This window comes from Maribacter cobaltidurans (assembly GCF_002269385.1).
Taxonomy (GTDB): Bacteria; Bacteroidota; Bacteroidia; order Flavobacteriales; family Flavobacteriaceae; genus Maribacter; species Maribacter cobaltidurans.
In genome coordinates this window covers 2,624,624-2,643,850 of the sequence record NZ_CP022957.1, presented here as the reverse complement: position 1 = coordinate 2,643,850, position 19,227 = coordinate 2,624,624, and the positions used below count along the sequence as shown (strand labels likewise).

Annotated in this window: 19 protein-coding genes; 11 read left to right on the top strand and 8 right to left on the bottom strand. The window is 38.1% G+C overall.

Annotation, left to right across the window (positions count from 1 at the left end; genetic code table 11):
• Nucleotides 1-4: 4 nt before the first annotated feature.
• On the top strand, nucleotides 5-673 hold the full coding sequence (locus CJ263_RS11625) for a response regulator (protein WP_094997432.1): 669 nt from the start codon (nucleotides 5-7) through the stop codon (nucleotides 671-673).
• Between the two features lie 122 nt (nucleotides 674-795).
• Nucleotides 796-2,121, top strand: a complete 1,326-nt coding sequence (locus tag CJ263_RS11620; RefSeq protein ID WP_094997431.1) for a hypothetical protein — start codon at nucleotides 796-798, stop codon at nucleotides 2,119-2,121.
• Nucleotides 2,122-2,260: 139 nt separating this feature from the next.
• Here the strand turns inward: CJ263_RS11620 and CJ263_RS11615 are convergent, their stop codons facing one another.
• Nucleotides 2,261-2,512: a hypothetical protein gene (locus tag CJ263_RS11615; RefSeq protein ID WP_094997430.1), complete on the bottom strand. Its 252-nt coding sequence runs from the start codon at nucleotides 2,510-2,512 to the stop codon at nucleotides 2,261-2,263.
• A 258-nt stretch (nucleotides 2,513-2,770) separates the two neighbouring features.
• Between CJ263_RS11615 and CJ263_RS11610 the strand changes: the two genes are divergently transcribed.
• The 5 genes from CJ263_RS11610 (at nucleotide 2,771) to CJ263_RS11590 (ending at nucleotide 6,672) form a co-directional block, all read left to right on the top strand.
• On the top strand, nucleotides 2,771-3,748 hold the full coding sequence (locus tag CJ263_RS11610) for a vWA domain-containing protein (RefSeq protein WP_094997429.1): 978 nt from the start codon (nucleotides 2,771-2,773) through the stop codon (nucleotides 3,746-3,748).
• A gap of 4 nt (nucleotides 3,749-3,752) precedes the next feature.
• Complete coding sequence (locus CJ263_RS11605; protein WP_094997428.1) at nucleotides 3,753-4,496, top strand: hypothetical protein; 744 nt, start codon at nucleotides 3,753-3,755, stop codon at nucleotides 4,494-4,496.
• A gap of 52 nt (nucleotides 4,497-4,548) precedes the next feature.
• Nucleotides 4,549-4,962, top strand: coding sequence for a hypothetical protein (locus CJ263_RS11600; RefSeq protein WP_094997427.1), 414 nt, complete (start codon nucleotides 4,549-4,551; stop codon nucleotides 4,960-4,962).
• A gap of 12 nt (nucleotides 4,963-4,974) precedes the next feature.
• Nucleotides 4,975-5,505: a hypothetical protein gene (locus CJ263_RS11595; protein WP_094997426.1), complete on the top strand. Its 531-nt coding sequence runs from the start codon at nucleotides 4,975-4,977 to the stop codon at nucleotides 5,503-5,505.
• Between the two features lie 93 nt (nucleotides 5,506-5,598).
• On the top strand, nucleotides 5,599-6,672 hold the full coding sequence (locus CJ263_RS11590) for a TonB family protein (RefSeq protein WP_094997425.1): 1,074 nt from the start codon (nucleotides 5,599-5,601) through the stop codon (nucleotides 6,670-6,672).
• Nucleotides 6,673-7,067: 395 nt separating this feature from the next.
• On the opposite strand, the gene CJ263_RS11585 is transcribed toward CJ263_RS11590, so the two are convergent.
• Nucleotides 7,068-10,334 (bottom strand): WD40/YVTN/BNR-like repeat-containing protein, encoded by a 3,267-nt coding sequence (locus tag CJ263_RS11585; protein ID WP_094997424.1) that lies wholly within the window; start codon nucleotides 10,332-10,334, stop codon nucleotides 7,068-7,070.
• Nucleotides 10,335-10,608: 274 nt separating this feature from the next.
• Between CJ263_RS11585 and CJ263_RS11580 the strand changes: the two genes are divergently transcribed.
• Entirely contained in the window at nucleotides 10,609-11,058 is a 450-nt protein-coding gene (locus CJ263_RS11580) for a response regulator (RefSeq protein WP_094997423.1), read from the top strand.
• Between the two features lie 169 nt (nucleotides 11,059-11,227).
• Nucleotides 11,228-11,560: a BLUF domain-containing protein gene (locus CJ263_RS11575; protein ID WP_094997422.1), complete on the top strand. Its 333-nt coding sequence runs from the start codon at nucleotides 11,228-11,230 to the stop codon at nucleotides 11,558-11,560.
• Between the two features lie 119 nt (nucleotides 11,561-11,679).
• Here the strand turns inward: CJ263_RS11575 and CJ263_RS11570 are convergent, their stop codons facing one another.
• The 5 genes from CJ263_RS11570 to CJ263_RS11550 all read right to left on the bottom strand — a co-directional run bounded on the left by CJ263_RS11570 (nucleotide 11,680) and on the right by CJ263_RS11550 (nucleotide 16,133).
• The gene (locus CJ263_RS11570; RefSeq protein ID WP_094997421.1) at nucleotides 11,680-12,075 is read right to left on the bottom strand and encodes a hypothetical protein; all 396 of its coding nucleotides are present in this window, start codon (nucleotides 12,073-12,075) and stop codon (nucleotides 11,680-11,682) included.
• A gap of 146 nt (nucleotides 12,076-12,221) precedes the next feature.
• Nucleotides 12,222-13,223: a helix-turn-helix domain-containing protein gene (locus CJ263_RS11565; protein WP_094997420.1), complete on the bottom strand. Its 1,002-nt coding sequence runs from the start codon at nucleotides 13,221-13,223 to the stop codon at nucleotides 12,222-12,224.
• Nucleotides 13,224-13,373: 150 nt separating this feature from the next.
• A complete protein-coding gene (locus CJ263_RS11560; protein WP_094997419.1) occupies nucleotides 13,374-14,927 on the bottom strand; it encodes a PAS domain-containing sensor histidine kinase in 1,554 nt (517 codons plus the stop codon).
• Between the two features lie 203 nt (nucleotides 14,928-15,130).
• Nucleotides 15,131-15,571: a response regulator gene (locus CJ263_RS11555; protein WP_094997418.1), complete on the bottom strand. Its 441-nt coding sequence runs from the start codon at nucleotides 15,569-15,571 to the stop codon at nucleotides 15,131-15,133.
• A gap of 10 nt (nucleotides 15,572-15,581) precedes the next feature.
• Complete coding sequence (locus CJ263_RS11550; RefSeq protein ID WP_094997417.1) at nucleotides 15,582-16,133, bottom strand: helix-turn-helix domain-containing protein; 552 nt, start codon at nucleotides 16,131-16,133, stop codon at nucleotides 15,582-15,584.
• 529 nt (nucleotides 16,134-16,662) lie between these two features.
• Between CJ263_RS11550 and CJ263_RS11545 the strand changes: the two genes are divergently transcribed.
• Nucleotides 16,663-17,376 carry a VIT1/CCC1 transporter family protein gene (locus tag CJ263_RS11545; RefSeq protein ID WP_094997416.1) on the top strand — a complete coding sequence of 238 codons (714 nt, stop codon included), beginning with the start codon at nucleotides 16,663-16,665 and terminating at the stop codon, nucleotides 17,374-17,376.
• A 29-nt stretch (nucleotides 17,377-17,405) separates the two neighbouring features.
• On the opposite strand, the gene CJ263_RS11540 is transcribed toward CJ263_RS11545, so the two are convergent.
• On the bottom strand, nucleotides 17,406-18,182 hold the full coding sequence (locus CJ263_RS11540; RefSeq protein WP_094997415.1) for an RNA polymerase sigma factor: 777 nt from the start codon (nucleotides 18,180-18,182) through the stop codon (nucleotides 17,406-17,408).
• A gap of 184 nt (nucleotides 18,183-18,366) precedes the next feature.
• On the opposite strand from CJ263_RS11540, the gene CJ263_RS11535 reads away from it, so the two are divergent.
• Nucleotides 18,367-19,212, top strand: a complete 846-nt coding sequence (locus CJ263_RS11535) for a universal stress protein (protein ID WP_094997414.1) — start codon at nucleotides 18,367-18,369, stop codon at nucleotides 19,210-19,212.
• Nucleotides 19,213-19,227 lie beyond the last annotated feature (15 nt).

Genomic DNA, 19,227 nt, shown 5'->3' with positions numbered 1-19,227 from the left:
AACAATGTTCAAAAAAGTTCTGGTCGTTGAAGACCTTGATAGTATCGGCTTTGGTATTGCACAAATGTTAAAACAGGAATTTTCAATAAAGGAGATACAGCACGCCCTTTATTGTGATGATGCCCATTTAAAATTTCTAAGAGCCGAACAGGATAACGAACCTTTTGATTTATTAATAACGGATCTCTCCTTTAAGTCGGATCACAGGGAAAATAGGATCAGTTCTGGAAATGAACTGGTAAAGACCCTTAAATTAAAAGAACCCAGCTTAAAGGCTATCGTATATTCCATTGAAGATAGGTCGATCAAGGTAAAATCATTATTTAACGATTATAATATCGATGCCTATGTGGTCAAAGGAAGAAAGGGCTTGAAACATTTGGTAGACGCCATAAAATCCATTTCAAAAAACAAAACATATTGTTCTCCCGATCTGCAGGGTTTTTTAGGTAGACCAGAAGCCTTTGAAATTGAGGATTATGACATAGAGCTTTTAAAACAACTTTCAAATGGGCTCAACCAAAAGGAAATATCCCACTTGTTCAAAAATAAAAATATTCAACCCAGTGGAATTAGCTCCATTGAGAAACGTCTCAACAAATTAAAGTTGGAGCTCAATGCCAAAAATGTTATTCAGTTGGTGGCCATCAGCAAGGATTTAGGATGGCTTTAAGATGTTTTTCAACGTTAAAATAAGTACTTATTCAAAGGGTTATTACTTTTCGCGACTGTTTACGGTAAACCGTAAGGTTCTGCGATTTTGAAAATATAAGTTTGACAAAAATTCCTATCACGATGTTCGGTAATTATAGTCAGAAATTAATTTCATTTGCTATTTTGATGATTCTTTTTTCCTGTGACAAAGAAGTTTTACAGGATTCTGGAAATGATGAAAACACAAACACCCCTTCCGATAGTTCCGATACGGTTCAGAACAACTGTACAGGTGAGACTACGAATATTGGCGAAACTTATTTTCTTTTCGACCCAGACCAAACATCCAAAGCTAACAGAGTTGTAGAGGAAGGAGATGACCGTTCCAATGCCTTTATACAGCATGATGGCGGATTTGTATGTACTGGAACATTTAACGAAACCTCCAGATTTGCAGGAGATGGCAATTTGGCCTTGTACGCCTTGGACGAAAATCTTGACCTTAAGTGGATGTTCAAAAAAGAAAAAGGTGAGTTTTATGATGTTATAGCCACAAGCGATAATCATTACGTAGCAGTAGGTCGCCTTGAAGACAAGGATGTTTCGACGATTTATGTTGTCAAAACCACTGAAGAAGGGGAATTAACCTGGCAATTTGAAGTAAATACAGGTGTGGATAATGATTTAGGGGGCTACGCCTCCACTATTATTGAAAATCCAGTAGAAGATGGATATCTGGTTTTTGGCAAAGCTGTAAGTGGTTCCGACCTGTTCGGGTTTGGAAACGACTCATTTATTCTCTGTCTAAATTCCCAAGGAGAGCAAAAATGGGTCAAGTCCATAGGAAACTCAGCGGTTCCTATAGATGTTATACAAACCAATGAGGGTAACTTTATTCTTATTCAATATGATGTTGACATTATAGTAAGTGAAATAACAAGTGCAGGTCAAGTCATTGCTTCCAAAAAGTTTGGGTCAAGCAAAAACGACAGGGCCAATCATATCCTAAGTCTTCAAGATGGTAATTTCCTGATTACGGGAACCACATGGGGCGATGACCAAGATGTTTCGGACAACACCGGGAATTCCGATGCCTGGTTGCTTGTAATTGACAAGCATCTTAATTTGGTTAAGGAACAAACACTAGGCGGGTATGGATACCAATCTGGCGTGGAAACATTTCAACGAAAGAACGGAACACTATTTATGTACGGAAATACAAGTAATAGTGATTTTTTTATAGATTCTTCCTGGAATGATGAGTGGTTCGTTTCGCTTGACTCGGAGCTCTGTATACTAAATTGGTATACTAGTGGCCTTTATTCTGATAGAAAAGCAAGTGACCTATTATATTTTGAGGATGAAAATAAAGTAGCAAGGTTTCACGACACAAATAGCGAAATTTATAACAATAGGCCCCAAATGTTCTATGATCATTATATTATTTGGAGATACCTCAAACCCTAAGTTTATTGGGCAATAAGGACAGTACTTATATCCTTGCCCAAAAATAAAATGATAGAAAAGCACAATGGTCAATTTAAGTTTTTAGCTTAAATTGACCATTGATTTGATTCATTATACCTTAAATCAAGGTAATTTACACTTAATCCTCACAATTTTCTCTTAGGAGTTGAAAGCGTGCACGATCTTCGTCATCCATAATATCCTTACAACTTTTCTCTATCCCATTCAATGCAGCCGTCAATTCCTTACAGGTCATGTAGTCCGCATCCTCGTTCAATGCCGATAGTTTATCGATACAATCTAAACCATCCTTGGCATCTTCCAATGGACTACAGTTCATCAGGGTTAAAGATGATGATAATAAGGTAATAAATAGTATTTCTTTTTTCATAATTGGTTTGGTTAAGATGTAAAACAAACCTAATCGCTTTACCTATAAAAGCCTTACGGTTTCCCGTATTGACCCCTATTCTTTAAAGCAAATTCAAATAAAATGTTGTGCTATTTTGATTCGTATGAAAAATTGAGGTGCAATTCATCGCCCATTTCTATTATTTCATCAAATAAATCATCCTCCATACGGAAAGCCGTAAGGATTAGCAGGCCTCACGTTTTAGGTTTGTTTTCAGAACCAAACCAGATTTGAAATATGAAAAAATCAATACTATCTACTCTCGCACTGGGAGTGTTATTACTGTCCTTGGGCTGTAACAAGGACGAGGGGCCTTCAGGGGAAATGGCCTTTGAAAACCTAAATGATTTTACGACCTTGGACATAGAAACCACCATACCTAGGGTGGAAATTTCGCAATCGGGCAATCTGCTGCGTGTTTTGCTATCGGTAACGGACCAGGACGGTACCCCTTTGGAAGAGTTTACACTGGGAAATTATGCAATAGAAATGGCGTCGGGTTCCAAGGTCGAAGAGGTAAGTAAAAATAAAATAGCACTTTCCGTTTTCGACCAAAACAACAATACGCCGCTGGCCGCAGCTACAACCTTGGACTACTCGGGAAGTATGTCCTCCACTGATATAACGGACATGGAGGAAGCCTTAAGCACCTTTATTTCGTTAAAAGACCCTTTGGACCAGTTATCGGTCATAAAATTTGCCTCGCAGGTAGAAGAAGTGCAATCCTTTACGACAGATGCCACTTTGTTGTATGAAGCCATTATCACCGACCCCACTATTGGATCCCGTACGGCATTCTATAGTGCTTGTGACCTCGGGTTGGATCAAGCGAACCAATTGAACAGCGTGTTACCCTTAATCATTGGTTTTACGGATGGAGGGGACAATGCCTCCTATATATCCTTAAACGGACTTATCGACAAATCAAAAAACCTGAATATACCTATCTATACGGTAGGCTTTGGGAACGCCAATCAGGCAAGATTGACACAACTCGCCGAAGAGACCGGAGGTAGATTCTATTATGCACCTACCGGAGCTGAGATTTCAGAACTATATAGGACAATCAATGGCCAATTGAGAAAACTTTATGTTTTTGAATGGGAAGTTGACTATCCCTCGGGCAGTGAGGTCACTATTAAGATTACCACCAATTATACCGCAGCAGGTGGTGATTTCATGGACGTTTCAGAAAAAACAATCGTAATAAATTAGGAACATGCCCTTAACTCCATTGAACTGGGACCTGCGATCGAGAACGCGAAGACAGGACGATTCAGTGGAGAACGGCCGCAAATTTGTGTATCAACATGATTTTACAGAAAAAAAATGTGTGTTACTGGCCCTATTAGGTATGAGCTTGGGTATATCAGCACAGGAATCCAAGAATCAAAATATTTTCAAGCAAATGTTCGGGGTTAGCGTTAGTGAAACCTCTGATAAATTTGAGGGAACCACAACGTACCAAATGAAAGGTAACCGTGTGTTCTCTCAACTTTCAGGGGCTAATGCGCTTTCCAACCTTTTGTTCGACTCTAAAAATGTGACCTTCAATACATTTTTGAACCTAGAAAAGCATATAACCGAAGATGGGTCATTTGAACTTTCCATCCTTTTGAAGGTTGAAGCGGACAATGAGGTATGGGTCAGGATTAGGAAAGGGGAATCCCTAATTTTTCTATTGGATAACCAAAGGCTGGAACTGTCAACTTCCGGATCCTTTAATACGGATTATGACCTAATGGACCATAGTTCTGTTGCGAACTCGAGATATCCCATTTCAAAGGAAGATTTACATAAAATCAATAATTCAGAAAAGGTTGAATTTAGAATTATGTTGGATTCCTTTCAATCCGGGGAAGCAGAAGAACGGGACCGGAATGACCAGCATTTGGATGGTAAGTTTACAAAAAAGAATAAACGGGTATGGACAGAATTTTATGAAGACTACCTTTTGAATTAGGCCTTCACACCTATGTAAATACCCTTTTAATAACAAAATAAAGATTAACCCAATGGAAATTAAAAATATAGATTTTTTAAAAGTTTTGATTCGAGTTCTTGAACTTATCATATTAAAACCCCTTACAATTCCCTTAAAAATTTATAGGAACGCCCTCTTAAATTTATCCAATTCAGATTCAGTGGATTCAGAGGAAAGTAACCTATCCAGTGATTTCCCTTTATATATTTGGCTCATAAGTATTTTTGATGCCCTTATTGCGGTAGTGTATCCTATTGGAGTAATCATTGCCATAATTGCTGCCATACAAGCTCCTTTCAAAAGTTTTCAAATTTTTATAGGAATATTAATAGTCACCTATTTCTACCCTTTATTAGTTGGACTTGTACGTGAATTTGCCCAGATTTCCTTGAAAATACTTTTATATTTAAAAATCATTTCGTTAAAAAATAATACTATCAACTAAAATTAAAAAACCATGAAAAAAACAGTCCTATTTAGCCTATTTACAATTTTGGCCATTTCCATTACAATGGCCCAGGAATTCAATAAGGGAACCAATGTTATCAATGTGGGAATTGGATTTGGTGGGAGTTATGATATCTATGCATCACCTTCCCAAAGTCCTTTGATCAGCGCCAGCTTTGAACGTGGTATTTGGGAAGTTCCTGGTCCAGGAGTGGTCAGCCTAGGTGGGTACCTAGGTTACAAAACCTACAAATACTCCAACGATGATAGATGGAACTATACGGTCATTGGGGTTCGGGGGGCCTATCATTACACTGGTCTAAATGTAGAAAATCTTGATGTGTATGGAGGAGTAATGGCATCCTACAATATACTCTCCTATGACAGTTCACTTTATGGGGGTTATGGAAGTTATGGGAACTATCCAAGTGCCACAGCATTTGTTGGAGGAAGATGGTATTTTACACCAGGTATTTCGGCTTTTGCGGAAGCAGGTTATGGCGTGGCCTTCTTTACTGTTGGAGTTTCGTTTCGATTATAATACTTCTTTAATCTAGGGTTAAACAAGAACTAAGTTCAGCATGCGACAACAATTTCATAAGGCAACATCATAAATAGATTAAAACCATTACCTATGAGCTCACCCATTATAATCACCAAACGATTTTATTACTTTTTACCCATCCTAGTAATACTCTTCTCTTGTTCAGATAAGGGTATGGAACCAGAAAAAGATGACGAATTGGCTCCTACTCCCTTTAATCTCTTAGAAATACCCAATAACACCATCGAGGTGGAATTAATGCCCTCCTTCTCTTGGCAGATTGCAACAGATCCAGATGGCGAAAAGATACGCTATGATTTCATACTGGACACTAAAGCCTTACCAACCGAGATATTGAAATCAAACCTTTCGGAAGCAAATTTCACAGTGACCTCTTCTTTGGAGCTCAACACTAAATATTATTGGAAAGTTATTGCCAAAGATGAGTCGATGAATACAACGGAAAGTGAGGTCTTCAATTTTACAACAATAGAAGCACTACCCAATGAAGCCCCTGAAAATTTTAACCTGTTGACCGTTGAGGACAACAGTTTAGATGTACCCCTTAAACCGTCATTCACTTGGGAAGTGGCAAATGATCCGGAAAATGATGTTGTAAGTTATGATTTCTACTTGGGTACAGAAGCGGAAACAATTACGAAGATTGCATCTGACTTGGACCAACCTAGTTTTACGATGTCTTCGGATCTGTCGTACAATACCACGTATTACTGGACGGTAGTTGCAAAGGACGACAAGGATAACTTTACTGAAACAGAAATCTATAGTTTCATTACTGAACTAATGCCCTCTGGGGTGGACGTTCCCTTCGCAATTGTTGATGAGCCACCTATTTATCCGGGTTGTGAAGATTCAAATGATAAAAAAGAGTGTTTTACCCAAAAAATTGTAGCGCTAATAGATGACAACCTCGTTTATCCTTCTTCGGCATTAGAAAATGGTATTGAAGGACGGGTTAATTGCGTCTTTACTATTTCAACAACAGGTGCCGTTACCAATATCCGTGTTCGTGGTCCTGATCAAAGCCTTGAAAACGAGGCCATACGAATTTTGAATTTACTCCCAAACATGATACCGGGGAAACAAAATGGCGAAGTGGTAAATGTTCCCTACGGTATACCAATAACGTTCAAACTTGAGTAGAGTAAATTTTAGAGGTTACATACCATTTAGCCTTTTTTGTCATTAACCGGATTTGAGCAAACATATATTTTTAAGGTCTGTTTTTTGACTTTAACCGAGGATCGTTCTACCCCAAGAACGGTACTCAAAATTAAAACTATGAAGCGCATATTATTATTTTGGATTTTTGTTCTAGGTATAACCCAAAGGTCATTGGTTCGAGTCCAGTTCCCGCTACTAGCGAATAAACCTCATCATAATTGGTGAGGTTTATTGTTTTATGGAGACTCTTGAAATCAAGACTTTATGAGAAGTTTACCCTGAGTGAAGCCGAAGGAAATTCAGTTCCCGCTAAAGAGAAACCCTTCCAATTGGAAGGGCATTTCTTTTCAGACTATTTTAGTGCCGATAACGTTTTACAATTTTCTATTAGGGGTATAAGGTGTCTTTAAATCCTCTAAGGTTTTTTCAAAAGTTTCCATTGAGTTTTTAAATGCTTCCAGCTCTTCTTCAAAGGTTTTAAAATCCTTTGAGGCGATTTCAATGTTCTTGACTTGCGTTTTGGTCGGTGTCTGTGTTGTTTCCCAATGTGCCCCTGCCACCTGCCCTACCCTGGACCTAATTGAAGGTGGCGTGGACTCGTCCAATGACTGTTTTATAGGGTCGCCATACAAAGTTTTACGTAAGGAACTTAAACTGAGTCCTAATTCCTTAAGTTGATTGAAATGGACCTCCTTGGCCATTGGGGTTTTAAGCAAGGCCTCCTTCATGTGTCTGATTTGCTCACCGTATTCTCCCATTTTTTGACCCGCGTTGAATATTTGTCTGGAAAGCTCCGCGGTCCGATTCTGAAAAAGTTGGATATCATTGTAATCTACACTTTCCTTCTGGTTGTGTACAGGTACTACCTTAAAACTTTGGGGTTCACCTTGAAGTTGTAATTTCCCATCGAACAACACATACATTTGAACACTGTAATTTCCCGGAGACACCAAGGGTCCCTGGTCCTCTCCGGCCCACGGCGGCCTAAAATCAGGGACGGATAAATCAATTGGGTTGGGTGCGGAACGCCGTAAATCCCAAGATGTACGTTGAAGGCCTTTACCTGTTTTTCCCTCTAACCATCGTACGGGCTGCTGGTCTTTATCGGACACCAAGAAAAGTACTTTAGCTTCCTCCTGTGCTCTTTCCTCTTCCAGTGCTTCCCACCCCGCAAAGGGCACCGACATATTTTTCGACCTCAGCTCCTTTTCTTTCTCGGTACGTACCGTTTTGTCCGTCTTAGGCACATCTTTTATCCAATAGGAAAATGTAGCCCCAAATGGCGGATTATCCGTCGCAAAGCTGGTAGAGCCCAAGGTAGGCATGCCCTTTGCCTGCATGGGTGTATTGGGTACGTACCACCAAGCATCCCTTACTGGAAACAAATGGTTATTTTTTTCTGTCAATATTATTTTCAAGTTTCTTAGTGGACTATAATCGTCCAGCACAAAAAATCCCCTTCCAAAGGATGCTCCCACTAGATCATTGTCCCTTGGGTGTAATTCTATATCACGAAACGGTATGGTGGGCAATCCGGATTTTAACGGAATCCAATTGACTCCTTTATTCGGTGAAAAATAGATGCCAAATTCCGTACCTATAAACAATAGGTTCGAATCTATGAAATCTTGTTTTATGACCCATACAATGGTTTTGTCCGGTAGATCTCCAACAATCGATTTCCAAGTCCTACCTCGATCATTGCTTATAAACAAATAGGGCGTAAAATCTCCAAATTTATGAGCATCGGCACTTGCAAAAACCACATTGGCATTATGGTGCGATGGCTCAATATCATTTATAAAGCTAAGTTTTGGCACCTTGGGCAGTTCACCACTCTTGTTCCATGTAGAACCTCCGTCCTCGCTAATATGAATTATCCCATCGTCGGAACCTGTGTATAAAAGACCTTGCTGTTTTGGAGATTCTGCAATTGAGGTCAACGTTGCGTACTTGGACATAGCACCATTATCATACAATGCATCCACACTCCATACTCTTCCCATCATATCCAGTTCATACCTGTTTCTATTGGTCGTTAAGTCTTCACTAATGGGTTCCCATGAACTTCCTTGGTCATCACTCCTCCAAACCCTTTGAGACCCATAGTAGAGCCTTTGGTTGTTATGTGGGCTAATCAATATAGGGCTATCCCAGTTCCATCTATCCACCTCTTTTCCAATTGATTGCGGTTGTATGTCCATTCCCTCCTCCGTTTTCCTATTATGGCGATACAAATTTCCTTCCTGTATTTCCATATAAACGATATTTGGATTCTTTGGGTCAAAAGCATTATCATAGCCATCCGCACCCAAGGGCACGTACCAATCTTGATTGCGTACCCCTTCTGTATTCATGGTTCTTGATGGGCCTATCAAAGTGCCCAAGTCTTGGGCCCCACCTACAATGTTGTAATATGGTAAGGTGCTGTCCAATGACAACTTATAGAATTGTGAAATGGGAAGGTTGGGAAATTGTCTCCAAGTAGTACCTTCGTCAAAGGTTTCGTACAATCCACCATCCGTTCCCGCCAGTAGATGCTTTCCATTATTTGGGTCTATCCATAAAGCGTGGTTGTCGCTATGTTTTTCCCTACCAGTTCCCAATACTTTAAACGTTTTTCCACCGTCCCTTGAAACCCTGATAAATACATCCATTTGATAAACGAGGCCCGGATTAATATTGGAGACTTCTATTTCCTGATAATAATGAGGTCCTGTGCCTCCGGATATATAACTGTTCTGCTTTACCCAACTTTCCCCTTTATCTTCGGATTTATAAAAGCCCTTTTCCTCATCATCTGCCTCAATGGTGGCATAGACCAAATCAGGATTCGCCCTGGTCACGGCCAATCCAATTTTACCCATATCCCCTTTGGGTAGACCAGTGGATTTTTGGGACCAAGTTTCACCGTTGTCCATGGATTTGTAGATTCCGGACTTTGGCCCTCCAGAAAGTAGTGCCCAAACATGCCTTCTTCGCTGGTAGGCCGCAGCGTAGATAACATCTGGATTTTCCGGATCGAACTCAATATCGGTAACGCCCGTATGCTCATCGATTTTTAGTACCTGGCTCCAAGTCATACCTCCATCAGTTGTTTTATAAACACCACGATCACCTCCGGAAGACCATAAAGGTCCTTCGGCTGCCACGAACACAACATTACTGTTCCTGGGATCAACCAAAATTTTTCCTATGTGTTCAGATTTTTCCAAGCCCATGGATTTCCAAGTAGCTCCACCATCACTGGACTTATAAATACCGTCGCCCCAACCAACATGCCTACCACTTACGTTTTCGCCCGTTCCTACCCAAACAGTCTGGGGATTGTTCGGGTCGATAGTCACACAGCCAATGGAATAGGAAGGTTGTTCCTCAAAAACAGGATTCCATGTGATTCCATTATTTTCAGTCTTCCATACGCCCCCGGACCCAACAGCAACAAACCAAGTACTTTGATCTTTTGGATTTACCGCTATATCCGCAATTCTTCCTCCCATTAGTGCAGGGCCGATGGCCCTGAACTCCAAGCCCCTAACAGCATCCGACAAATCCGAAATATTCGAACTCTGGGAATACATCAGGTTTAGACTTAAAACAAGTGAAAAAATAATGGCTGTGATACTTTTTTTATTTGACATGATGTAAAAGTGTTAGTATGTCTATGGACAATGGTTGTGTATGCTAGTAAAAATAATGAAGAGCGGTCAAGATATAGATAAACGGGTCCTATTTTTTTAGCATCCTTATGCGGTTCCTGTAGTTTTTAAATCCCGCAATGCCAAACAAACTAGTTTTAGAATTACTAGAGTAATCTCACAAATTACTTTTTGAGTTAGTAATTGGACTTTTTGTTATAGCATTACATCATGGTCCATTATAACTTGCACAGAATGAAAACGATTTGTTCAATCCATGAGTGAAAATTTAAGAAGTATCTACTTGGCAGATGATGACAGTGATGACAGGGCATTTTTTTCCGATGCAATAAGCGAAATCCCCATTTCTACTTCTATTGAGGAGTTCAGTAATGGTGTTGATTTAATGTCCCATTTATTGAATAGGGAAAATAAAAAACCTGATGCCATTTTTCTGGATTTGAAAATGCCGATGATGGATGGCTTTGAATGTTTATCGGACATTAGGGATTTAAATTTTTTGAACGAAGTCCCTGTAATTATTTATTCCACATCCTTTCATCAAAAAGATGTGGACAGGCTAAAGGAAATGGGAGCCACGCTCTATTTAAAAAAACCTTCTTCCTTTAACCAATTAAAAACATTGTTACATAAATGCCTGGTTTACCTAGACCAAAAATCTTTTGAAAAAGCGACTTTGGATCCGCAGTTTCTCATCTCTATTTAAATAATCTTCCTTTATTATAAGTATTTCAGGCCTGCTTTTTTATCCTAAGTAAAAATGCTACTTTCAAAAAAGTTGCCTTGCATTGTTTTTTTAGGTCAAAAAAAAGCAGATAAATTCTGCAAACCAACTTAAAAATAATCTATTTTGCTTGCCTTAACCTAAGGAAAGAATGCATGAATTAACATACACTTCCATGGCGGACAGAAATATCGGTAGCAAAGATTTAAACGATATCCTCAAGACTGCCACGGAATTCAATAAAAAGCGCTCCATCACCGGATGCTTGGTATATCATAATGGTCAGTTTGTACAGACGCTACAGGGTGAGAAAAAGACGATTTTTGATCTCTTTGAAAAAATAAAATTGGACTCTAGGCACTCCAATGTAAACCTGGTTTGGGAAGGCCCTGCCGAAAAAGAAGTTTTTCGGGGGTGGCATATGGCGTATTATTCTCCAGAAAAAGTAAATACTGATGATGTGATTGATTTTGAAAAAAATTAATCACCCTTTCCACCTTCTACAAAGCAGATTCAGCCTCTGTAAGAATATTTTGGTCCCTGGTAAAAGATTTATGTCTAGACGAAGCAAACCCTACGTTTTAAACAATAAAAGAAATTCTACTAAGCAATTTTCTTTAAATCTTTAACTAGATTTTTTCCAGTATTACTTTTTAAGTGGAGCATAGCTTCGTGGATAATTTCAAATTCCCTTTCAGCACTCTCATTTAAAGTATCTATTGAACTTATCATCAAGGAGTTAATTTGATTTTCAAAACCATCAAAATCGGGGTTTTCCTCTAAAAAAAGACTGATTTTCAATTTATTGTTTCTATTGATATTATCATCTATTTGGATAATCATATCCTTTATTTCATCAATGTGGTTGTTCTCAATTATATTTTCAAATTTTAAGTTGATGTCATTTCTCCACTGGGTTAAAAAATGTAACCGTGTTTCAATATCCTTCTTTAAAACTAAGTATGAAGTGTTTTTCATTTCTTGAATTCTCCCTCCCATGTTACTTTGATTTTTAAATGTATATTAAAAGTAATAGCTCTAATTAGAATCGGTATACCCTTAAAATTTAAATGTGTGCCATATTAAACGAGTTTTCCTAAACCTCAAACTCATTAAAATGATCACCCAAGTCCTTTGATTATGCTTTACGCTGCCATATGGGATCCACGTGCCTTGGAAAGGTATGCCTTAGGCGAACATTTGAACCTTCTGCTGAAGATTTTGGAAAAGTAGCTTCTGCTGGAAAAACCGATAGTATACACAATTTCCGATACGTTCAAATCTGTTTCCTGAATTAATTTCTCGGCCAAATCCAAACGTTGGTTTTTGATACAACTGGCTACCGTTGAACCTGAAAGCACCTTAAATCCATTTTGTAGTTTAGCTGCGGACAGTCCATATTTCCTAACAAAATAATCAATGGAATATGGGTATTCTGGTTTTTTCCTGATTTCTTCAATGGCATCTTCCACTCTTAACATTTCACGTTTTGTCAAAGAGGATTCATGTAATGTCTTTTTGGAACTATCGCTCCTATAATGCAATATTTCCAGGGCTAGCGTAAAGTGGACTATTCCTTCTATTAGCAACCTTCTTACTATGCCTGTTTGCGAAATGGACTTTATCTGGAGTAGATGTTCCTTGATCTTTAGGTTCACCGTTCCAACATACTCATACTTATTGTTTTTAAGGAATTGGTTGAACAATTGATCCTTAAGTTTATTAGCATCACTGTTCGAGGAATCCAATTGTGAATCACGGGAAATTTGAATTACGGAGAAATGGACCTTTTTACCGGATTCCACTTTAATTTTAACGTCCTCCTCCATACCCCCAAGGATTACCGTCCTTAGGGCATCCACTTCAACAGATGAACCGCTCATTGGTAGTTTCAACGTAAAACTCCCCTCTAAACAATAAATAAAAAACAAACTGTTATCCGTTGAGTTCTTGAGGTTCAACTTTACCTCTTCTGTAGCCTTTATATCAAATTGACTATACCCGATACCCGATTCCAATTCAATGGAATGGATACGTCCGGCGCCCTTGTGGTTATCGAACATTAGTATTCGTTCCGTATCGAGTACGGATATACTGCCTCCTAAACTATTATTTAACTGATTTAATTTTGCGTGTGTTGAATTCATGGTTGACTGTTTTTAGATGGTTGAAACAAGGTATCGATATACACTTGATTTATGTTTCCAAAGATCTAGATTAGCCATCCAAGAATGTTATAACATTTTCACTTCCTGTTATAACATCTCACTTTTTCCATAAAATTCAGGACTTCGGATTTACTTGGATAAAGAGGGTAGGTAGACGGTGAAAACCGCTCCTTCGTTATTTTTGCTGGTTCCCAGAATGGCTCCATTATGTGCCTCCACTATTTTTTTACAAATGGCCAATCCAAGACCCGTTCCAGAATACTCGTTTTTACCATGAAGCCTTTGAAAAATCTCAAAAATCCTTTCTCCGTACTGGTCGTCAAAACCGATTCCGTTGTCTATAAATTCCAATTTATGATATTGACCATCCGGCAGGTTAGATATGCGATTGATAGCGTCAACGCTGGTTTTGCTATGTATAATCTGAACCACGGGCACAGTATTATCCTTAATATATTTTAAGGAATTGCCCAAGAGATTGGAAAATAATTGTTCCATCTGAAATTGTACGCCATTTATTTCCGGTAGTTTATCCGCCTTAATGGACGCTTGAGTCTCACTTATTCTTTCGCCCAAATCTTCCAAAACATCTGATAGTACCAGATTGAGGTCAATTTTTGTTGGTGTATCCTCAATTTCCTCAATTCTGGAGTACGACAATAAATTGGAAATGAGATTTCGCATTCTCTCCGAAGATGAAATTACCTTTTCCAGATAGTTTTTAGACCTGGGTCCTAGCCTTTCTTTTTCCTCTCCGTACAATCTGCTTATGAACATTTGTATTTTTCTTAAAGGCTCCTGTAAATCATGACTCGCTATTCGATTAAAGGCCTCCAAGTCTGCATTACTTTTCTTCAGTTGGGCGTTTTTGGCCTGCAGTATGGATGCATGCTCTATCTGTTTAGTGACATCCTTAAAAACTCCAACAACGTACCAGTTATTATCCGAAGGATAATACTCCCCTACGGTATTTATATATTTTATTTCTTGCTCTTTCGTTATGATTTTAAATGTAATATCTATTCTCTCCTTGGTGTTTCTGCTTTGTTCAATCACGCCCTTTACCCAATCAATATCGCTTTTATGAACAAATTTTAATATCCTTTCAATACTTGGTTCCATTTCAAATGGTCGATCAAAGCCCAATAACCTATACACATTCTCGGAAAGGCTTAAGGTGCCATTTTTCAAGTCCCATCTAAAACTTCCCGTACTCGCAATATGTTCGGCCTCCAGAAGCAATTTATTCTGTATTTCCAGCTGCCGTTCATATTGCTTCTCCTTACTGATATCCTTTAAAAAGTTTACTACTCCGGCTTCCAGCTTTACTAACCTAGCACTAAACCAAACAACTTGATCTCCAAACAGATATTTAGAGGTATAATCGAATGTTTCACCCGTAGTAAAACAATTTTTGGCATAATCAAAAACCCCGTTTTCCAGATTCTGAGGATCGTATTCCAACCATCGCACCCCAATCATGTCCTTGGTTTTCAATGACGTAATCTCCTCTATCCGATTGTTTACATACTTTATTACAAAATCTTCTATTTGACCTTCCTTGTTGAATAAAGGCTCCAAATATGCAATAACATTGTTACTGCTGTCCAACAGACGTTCCTTGAACATTTTAGATATTTCCAGTTCAGAAATCCTGTTACGAAGTGCGATTCTATCCGGCATAGAACAATGGTTTTATGAATCCCAAAATAATTATTTCCCTTCCGTCAAAAAAGTAGGAAGATGGGGAAACGGAATTATTTATAAAATTGTCTACAAGAATAAACAGTTTTTGCAATACATATGTCTGCAAAAACTGTTTAAATTGTTCTAAAAGAGATTATTCAAGACCTACAAGTCAATTCATACTACAATTTGTTCCAAAATCAAATTCTTAACAAAAAGTTCTCTTTTTTAAAATCGTCCATATGATAAGCCCAATTCATTTTAATTACTTGGGTCAAGGATTTTTTAAGGTCTTCAAAACTGGAAGGTTTCTTGATATAAATATTAGCTCCTTTTAAAAAAGTCTGTTCTATATCCTTATCAGAGGAAGAGGTAGAGTAAATCGCTATGGGCAATTCCTTTAATAACGGGTTTTTTCGTATTTCCGTCAAACACTCAAAACCGTTCATAATAGGCATATTTAAATCCAAGAAAATAAGGTTGGGCAAATTCTCTATTTGTTCCATCAAATATTCAAGGCAGCTCCTACCATTATCCAATTTCTGTAACTGTGTGTTCAAGTTAACCCCTGTTAAAGCATCAGCAAAAAACTCTCTATCATCCTCATCGTCATCAACCAATAAAATTTTCATTTTAGTCATATGATATTCTTTAATTAACGGTGTCTATTGTGTTATTTCTAATTTTCAAATATTGGGTAATGGTTAACCCTGTTACTTTTTTGAACTGACCGGACAAGTGTGGAACACTACTAAAGTTTAAGGTATAAGCTATATCGGACAATGTATTTTGTCCATCATTCAACAGCTCCTTTACTTTTTCTATTCGAATCAGCACATAAAAGTTCTCAATGGTCATAAACGTTCTGGATGTAAAGTGGTTGGACAAATAGGAATAACTATATCCCAAGGTCTCCGATAGCATTTTTGATATGGAAACATTTCTGTCGTACTCACCCCTAACATACTTTTTAATCAAGATTTTTATCTGCACTAATAAATCTGTTTCGTCTCCTTGTTCAATGATAATGCCGTAAGGTTCCAAAGCCATGGCAAGTTCCCGTAACTCTTTATCCTCAGTATCATCGGATAGTTTAACTGAATTCTCTTGAATACTTTCCACTTCCAAACCCAATGAACCAACGGTCCTTTTCACCACCTCTAAAACGAGTTTATCAACATCATAAATTAGTTCCAACTTCACTTTTCAACTTCAAATTTGATAAACCTCTAAAATATTTACTTTCACTCAACCTAAATAACGAAATACAATTTTTCTTTAACGTTATTTGGCCCTAGAAATATTAGTTCATGAAAAGGCTATTACTTTCAATATATACGCCCAAAAAAGTATCGACAGATGACCAAAAGTTATGATTAACAATTTTTTAAGTATTAACACAGGTATTATAATCTTGATATAACTATTTGAAAAATAATGCTTTAACCGAAATTATTAATGGTGTAATTCCATCTTTGTATCGATATTATTTTTTAACCAATTTATTGAAGTATTAAAGGTTGAACCGACAAGAAATTGCTCTTTCGATTAAAAACTTGGGGATGGAATGGAAAAATATAGATTAAAAAAATAACCGATGCTTCATATAGTATAAGCAATCGAAGAAAAAACATATAGCTCTTTGCTGTCCTGCCCATAGAACCCGATAATTTTTATACTTTTAGAAAAGAAATAGGTAATTAAAAAAGCCTATTTTCCAAAAAACTAATATATGCCCGAGAACGACGAACTAGACGACTATCTGGACAACCACTATATACACCGTAGTAACTGGTTAAGAGCCGCAGTCTTGGGAGCCAATGATGGTATACTTTCAACAGGGAGTATTGCCATAGGCGTTGCCGCCGCCAGCGAAATCAGGGAACCCATAATATTGGCGGCCCTGGCCGGTTTGGTTGCAGGGGCCCTATCCATGGCAGCGGGGGAATATGTTTCCGTAAGTTCCCAGACCGACGTGGAAAAAGCGGATATCGAAAGGGAAAAAGAAGAATTGGCAGAGATGCCGGAATTGGAATTGAAACGCTTGGCCCAAATCTATGAAAGTCGCGGATTAAAAAAAGAGACGGCACACATCGTTGCCAAGGAACTCACGGAACACGATGCTTTGGGAGCTCATGTTAGGGATGAACTGGGCATCAATGAAGTTAGTGCCGCAAAACCCCTTCAGGCCGCCTTTGCGTCTGGGGCCTCGTTCACCGTGGGCGGAGTTTTACCCTTCTTGGTTACACTCTTTTTACCCTTGAAAGGAATGGAGTATTATTTATATGCCTTCTCCATATTATTCCTAGCCTTACTAGGTGCGCTGGCTGCTAAAACAGGAGGTTCCAGTATTTTCAAAGCTGTGGCCCGTATCACCTTTTGGGGTACCGTAGCCATGGGGCTTACCGCATTGGTAGGACACTTTTTTGGGGTAAACGTAGCCTAAAGGCTTGCCATTTCGGTAAAATGATAATTTTAATTACTATCTACTAAAAACCGTTTTACAAAACTATCCTTTAATAACCTTCTGGCCTTGGTCAAAAGGTCATCAACCTCATCCAATGTAGCATCTTTAATACTGGCTATTTCATTAAGCGTAAAACCTTGATCCGTAGCTAATTGAAATACAGAACGCATGGGTAAGGACATTTTGCCCAATACCATTTGAATATGCCTTTCCACCCTTTCTTTGTCCAGGCTTCTATCCAATTTTTCAGCAAGTTCCTTTTCATCATCCGACACAAAGACATGGTTTAAAGTGTAATTATCCTTAATTAGGGATTTATCGTCCAGCTCTTCCAACATGACCAAATCGCCATCACCATCTGTACTAAAATCCTCTTCCATAGTATCCCACTCTGGTTGGGAAAAGGTATCGATATTCTCGAAAAAAACATGATCAAATTCCTCTTCGGTAAGACTATCATCCAACAATTCGTCTACCTTTTTGAATAGATATGGGCGAAGGTAGCTCTCATTCCTTATACTATCCCAATTATCATAAACCTCAATAAACAATTGATCCGTAAAATCATTGGGGCTAAACATGCCTTTATTTAATTTGCCCGAAAGTATTGCCGTCCTCAACCTTTTTGCCACATAGTTTTTTACTTGTGGCATCAACCGCAACAACTCATTGTTAAATGACTGCCTATTATCCTTTTTCCTAAAATCAACCAATTTGCTATAGGTCTCCTTAACCTCCCATTGAATAGTACCTTGATTGGTTTGCTTGTTTATTTCTTTTTCCATCGTTTTAAGTTTTTTATTGAATACTTTATTCTAAACTTACTTTCAACCTAAAGAAAAAAATATGACTTATGTCATCAAATTTTAACTAGTTATGACTTAGCTTGTAGAGAATTCAGGACCATACTATATGCCGTATAGTTTTGAATATTTAGACTTTAATGATAGATGAGATAAACTAAGAGCAATGAAAAATATTCTAATTCCTACGGATTTCTCCACCAATGCGGTCAATGCGATTGAATTTGCACTGGAACTTTTTAAATGTGAACGTGTCCACTTTTATTTTATGTATGCGTATGCCGATGAACTTTATGAAATAAGCCACGATAAGGAGGATGACTATTTTAAACAACAAAAGAAAAAAATAATTCAGGTGTCCAATAAGAAACTTTCAGAACTTATTTCTAGGATACAACGGGAAAAGCATAATCCTAAACATCAATTTGAAAAAATCTCGGTTTTTGAATCATTGGTGGACGGGGTCAACGATTTTGTCAACAAAAAAGACATTGATCTGGTAATCATGGGAACTAAAGGACAGACAGCCGATAAAAAAATCACTTTTGGCAGTCATACCGTTCAGGTTTTTAAATATGTAAAATGCCCTGTAATGGCCATACCTAATAACTACGAATTTGTGCAACCCAAAAAGATTCTATTCCCTTCTGATTATATGATTCCCTACAAGCGTAGAGAATTAAAACTTTTGGATACCATTGCTTATAGGTTTAAATCGGAAGTTCATTCCCTGTATATTTCCGATTTTGAAGATTTAAGCCATAGACAAACAGACAATCAATTATTCCTTAAAGGTTCGTTGCCAAATGCCAGACTCAGTTTTAATAGAACGGAAGTTAAAAACAAAGGTGTTGCCATTATGGAGTATGCCAATGAAAATAATATGGATTTGTTGGTAATGGTAAACTCACGGCACTCCTTTTTAGAGGATTTGCTCTACCGTTCTACTGTTGACCAAATAGCGCTAAACCCAGTGATTCCATTTCTTGTTTTACAGAACTTACCTCGTTAACCTTAATATTTGAGC

Excerpts from the sequence above, each read along its gene's own strand:
- CJ263_RS11625 (WP_094997432.1), top strand. The coding sequence starts at position 5 with ATGTTCAAAAAAGTTCTGGTCGTTGAAGACCTTGATAGTATCGGCTTT.
- CJ263_RS11620 (WP_094997431.1), top strand. The coding sequence starts at position 796 with ATGTTCGGTAATTATAGTCAGAAATTAATTTCATTTGCTATTTTGATG.
- CJ263_RS11615 (WP_094997430.1), bottom strand. The coding sequence starts at position 2,512 with ATGAAAAAAGAAATACTATTTATTACCTTATTATCATCATCTTTAACC.
- CJ263_RS11610 (WP_094997429.1), top strand. The coding sequence starts at position 2,771 with ATGAAAAAATCAATACTATCTACTCTCGCACTGGGAGTGTTATTACTG.
- CJ263_RS11605 (WP_094997428.1), top strand. The coding sequence starts at position 3,753 with ATGCCCTTAACTCCATTGAACTGGGACCTGCGATCGAGAACGCGAAGA.
- CJ263_RS11600 (WP_094997427.1), top strand. The coding sequence starts at position 4,549 with ATGGAAATTAAAAATATAGATTTTTTAAAAGTTTTGATTCGAGTTCTT.
- CJ263_RS11595 (WP_094997426.1), top strand. The coding sequence starts at position 4,975 with ATGAAAAAAACAGTCCTATTTAGCCTATTTACAATTTTGGCCATTTCC.
- CJ263_RS11590 (WP_094997425.1), top strand. The coding sequence starts at position 5,599 with ATGAGCTCACCCATTATAATCACCAAACGATTTTATTACTTTTTACCC.
- CJ263_RS11585 (WP_094997424.1), bottom strand. The coding sequence starts at position 10,334 with ATGTCAAATAAAAAAAGTATCACAGCCATTATTTTTTCACTTGTTTTA.
- CJ263_RS11580 (WP_094997423.1), top strand. The coding sequence starts at position 10,609 with ATGAGTGAAAATTTAAGAAGTATCTACTTGGCAGATGATGACAGTGAT.
- CJ263_RS11575 (WP_094997422.1), top strand. The coding sequence starts at position 11,228 with ATGCATGAATTAACATACACTTCCATGGCGGACAGAAATATCGGTAGC.
- CJ263_RS11570 (WP_094997421.1), bottom strand. The coding sequence starts at position 12,075 with ATGGGAGGGAGAATTCAAGAAATGAAAAACACTTCATACTTAGTTTTA.
- CJ263_RS11565 (WP_094997420.1), bottom strand. The coding sequence starts at position 13,223 with ATGAATTCAACACACGCAAAATTAAATCAGTTAAATAATAGTTTAGGA.
- CJ263_RS11560 (WP_094997419.1), bottom strand. The coding sequence starts at position 14,927 with ATGCCGGATAGAATCGCACTTCGTAACAGGATTTCTGAACTGGAAATA.
- CJ263_RS11555 (WP_094997418.1), bottom strand. The coding sequence starts at position 15,571 with ATGACTAAAATGAAAATTTTATTGGTTGATGACGATGAGGATGATAGA.
- CJ263_RS11545 (WP_094997416.1), top strand. The coding sequence starts at position 16,663 with ATGCCCGAGAACGACGAACTAGACGACTATCTGGACAACCACTATATA.
- CJ263_RS11540 (WP_094997415.1), bottom strand. The coding sequence starts at position 18,182 with ATGGAAAAAGAAATAAACAAGCAAACCAATCAAGGTACTATTCAATGG.
- CJ263_RS11535 (WP_094997414.1), top strand. The coding sequence starts at position 18,367 with ATGAAAAATATTCTAATTCCTACGGATTTCTCCACCAATGCGGTCAAT.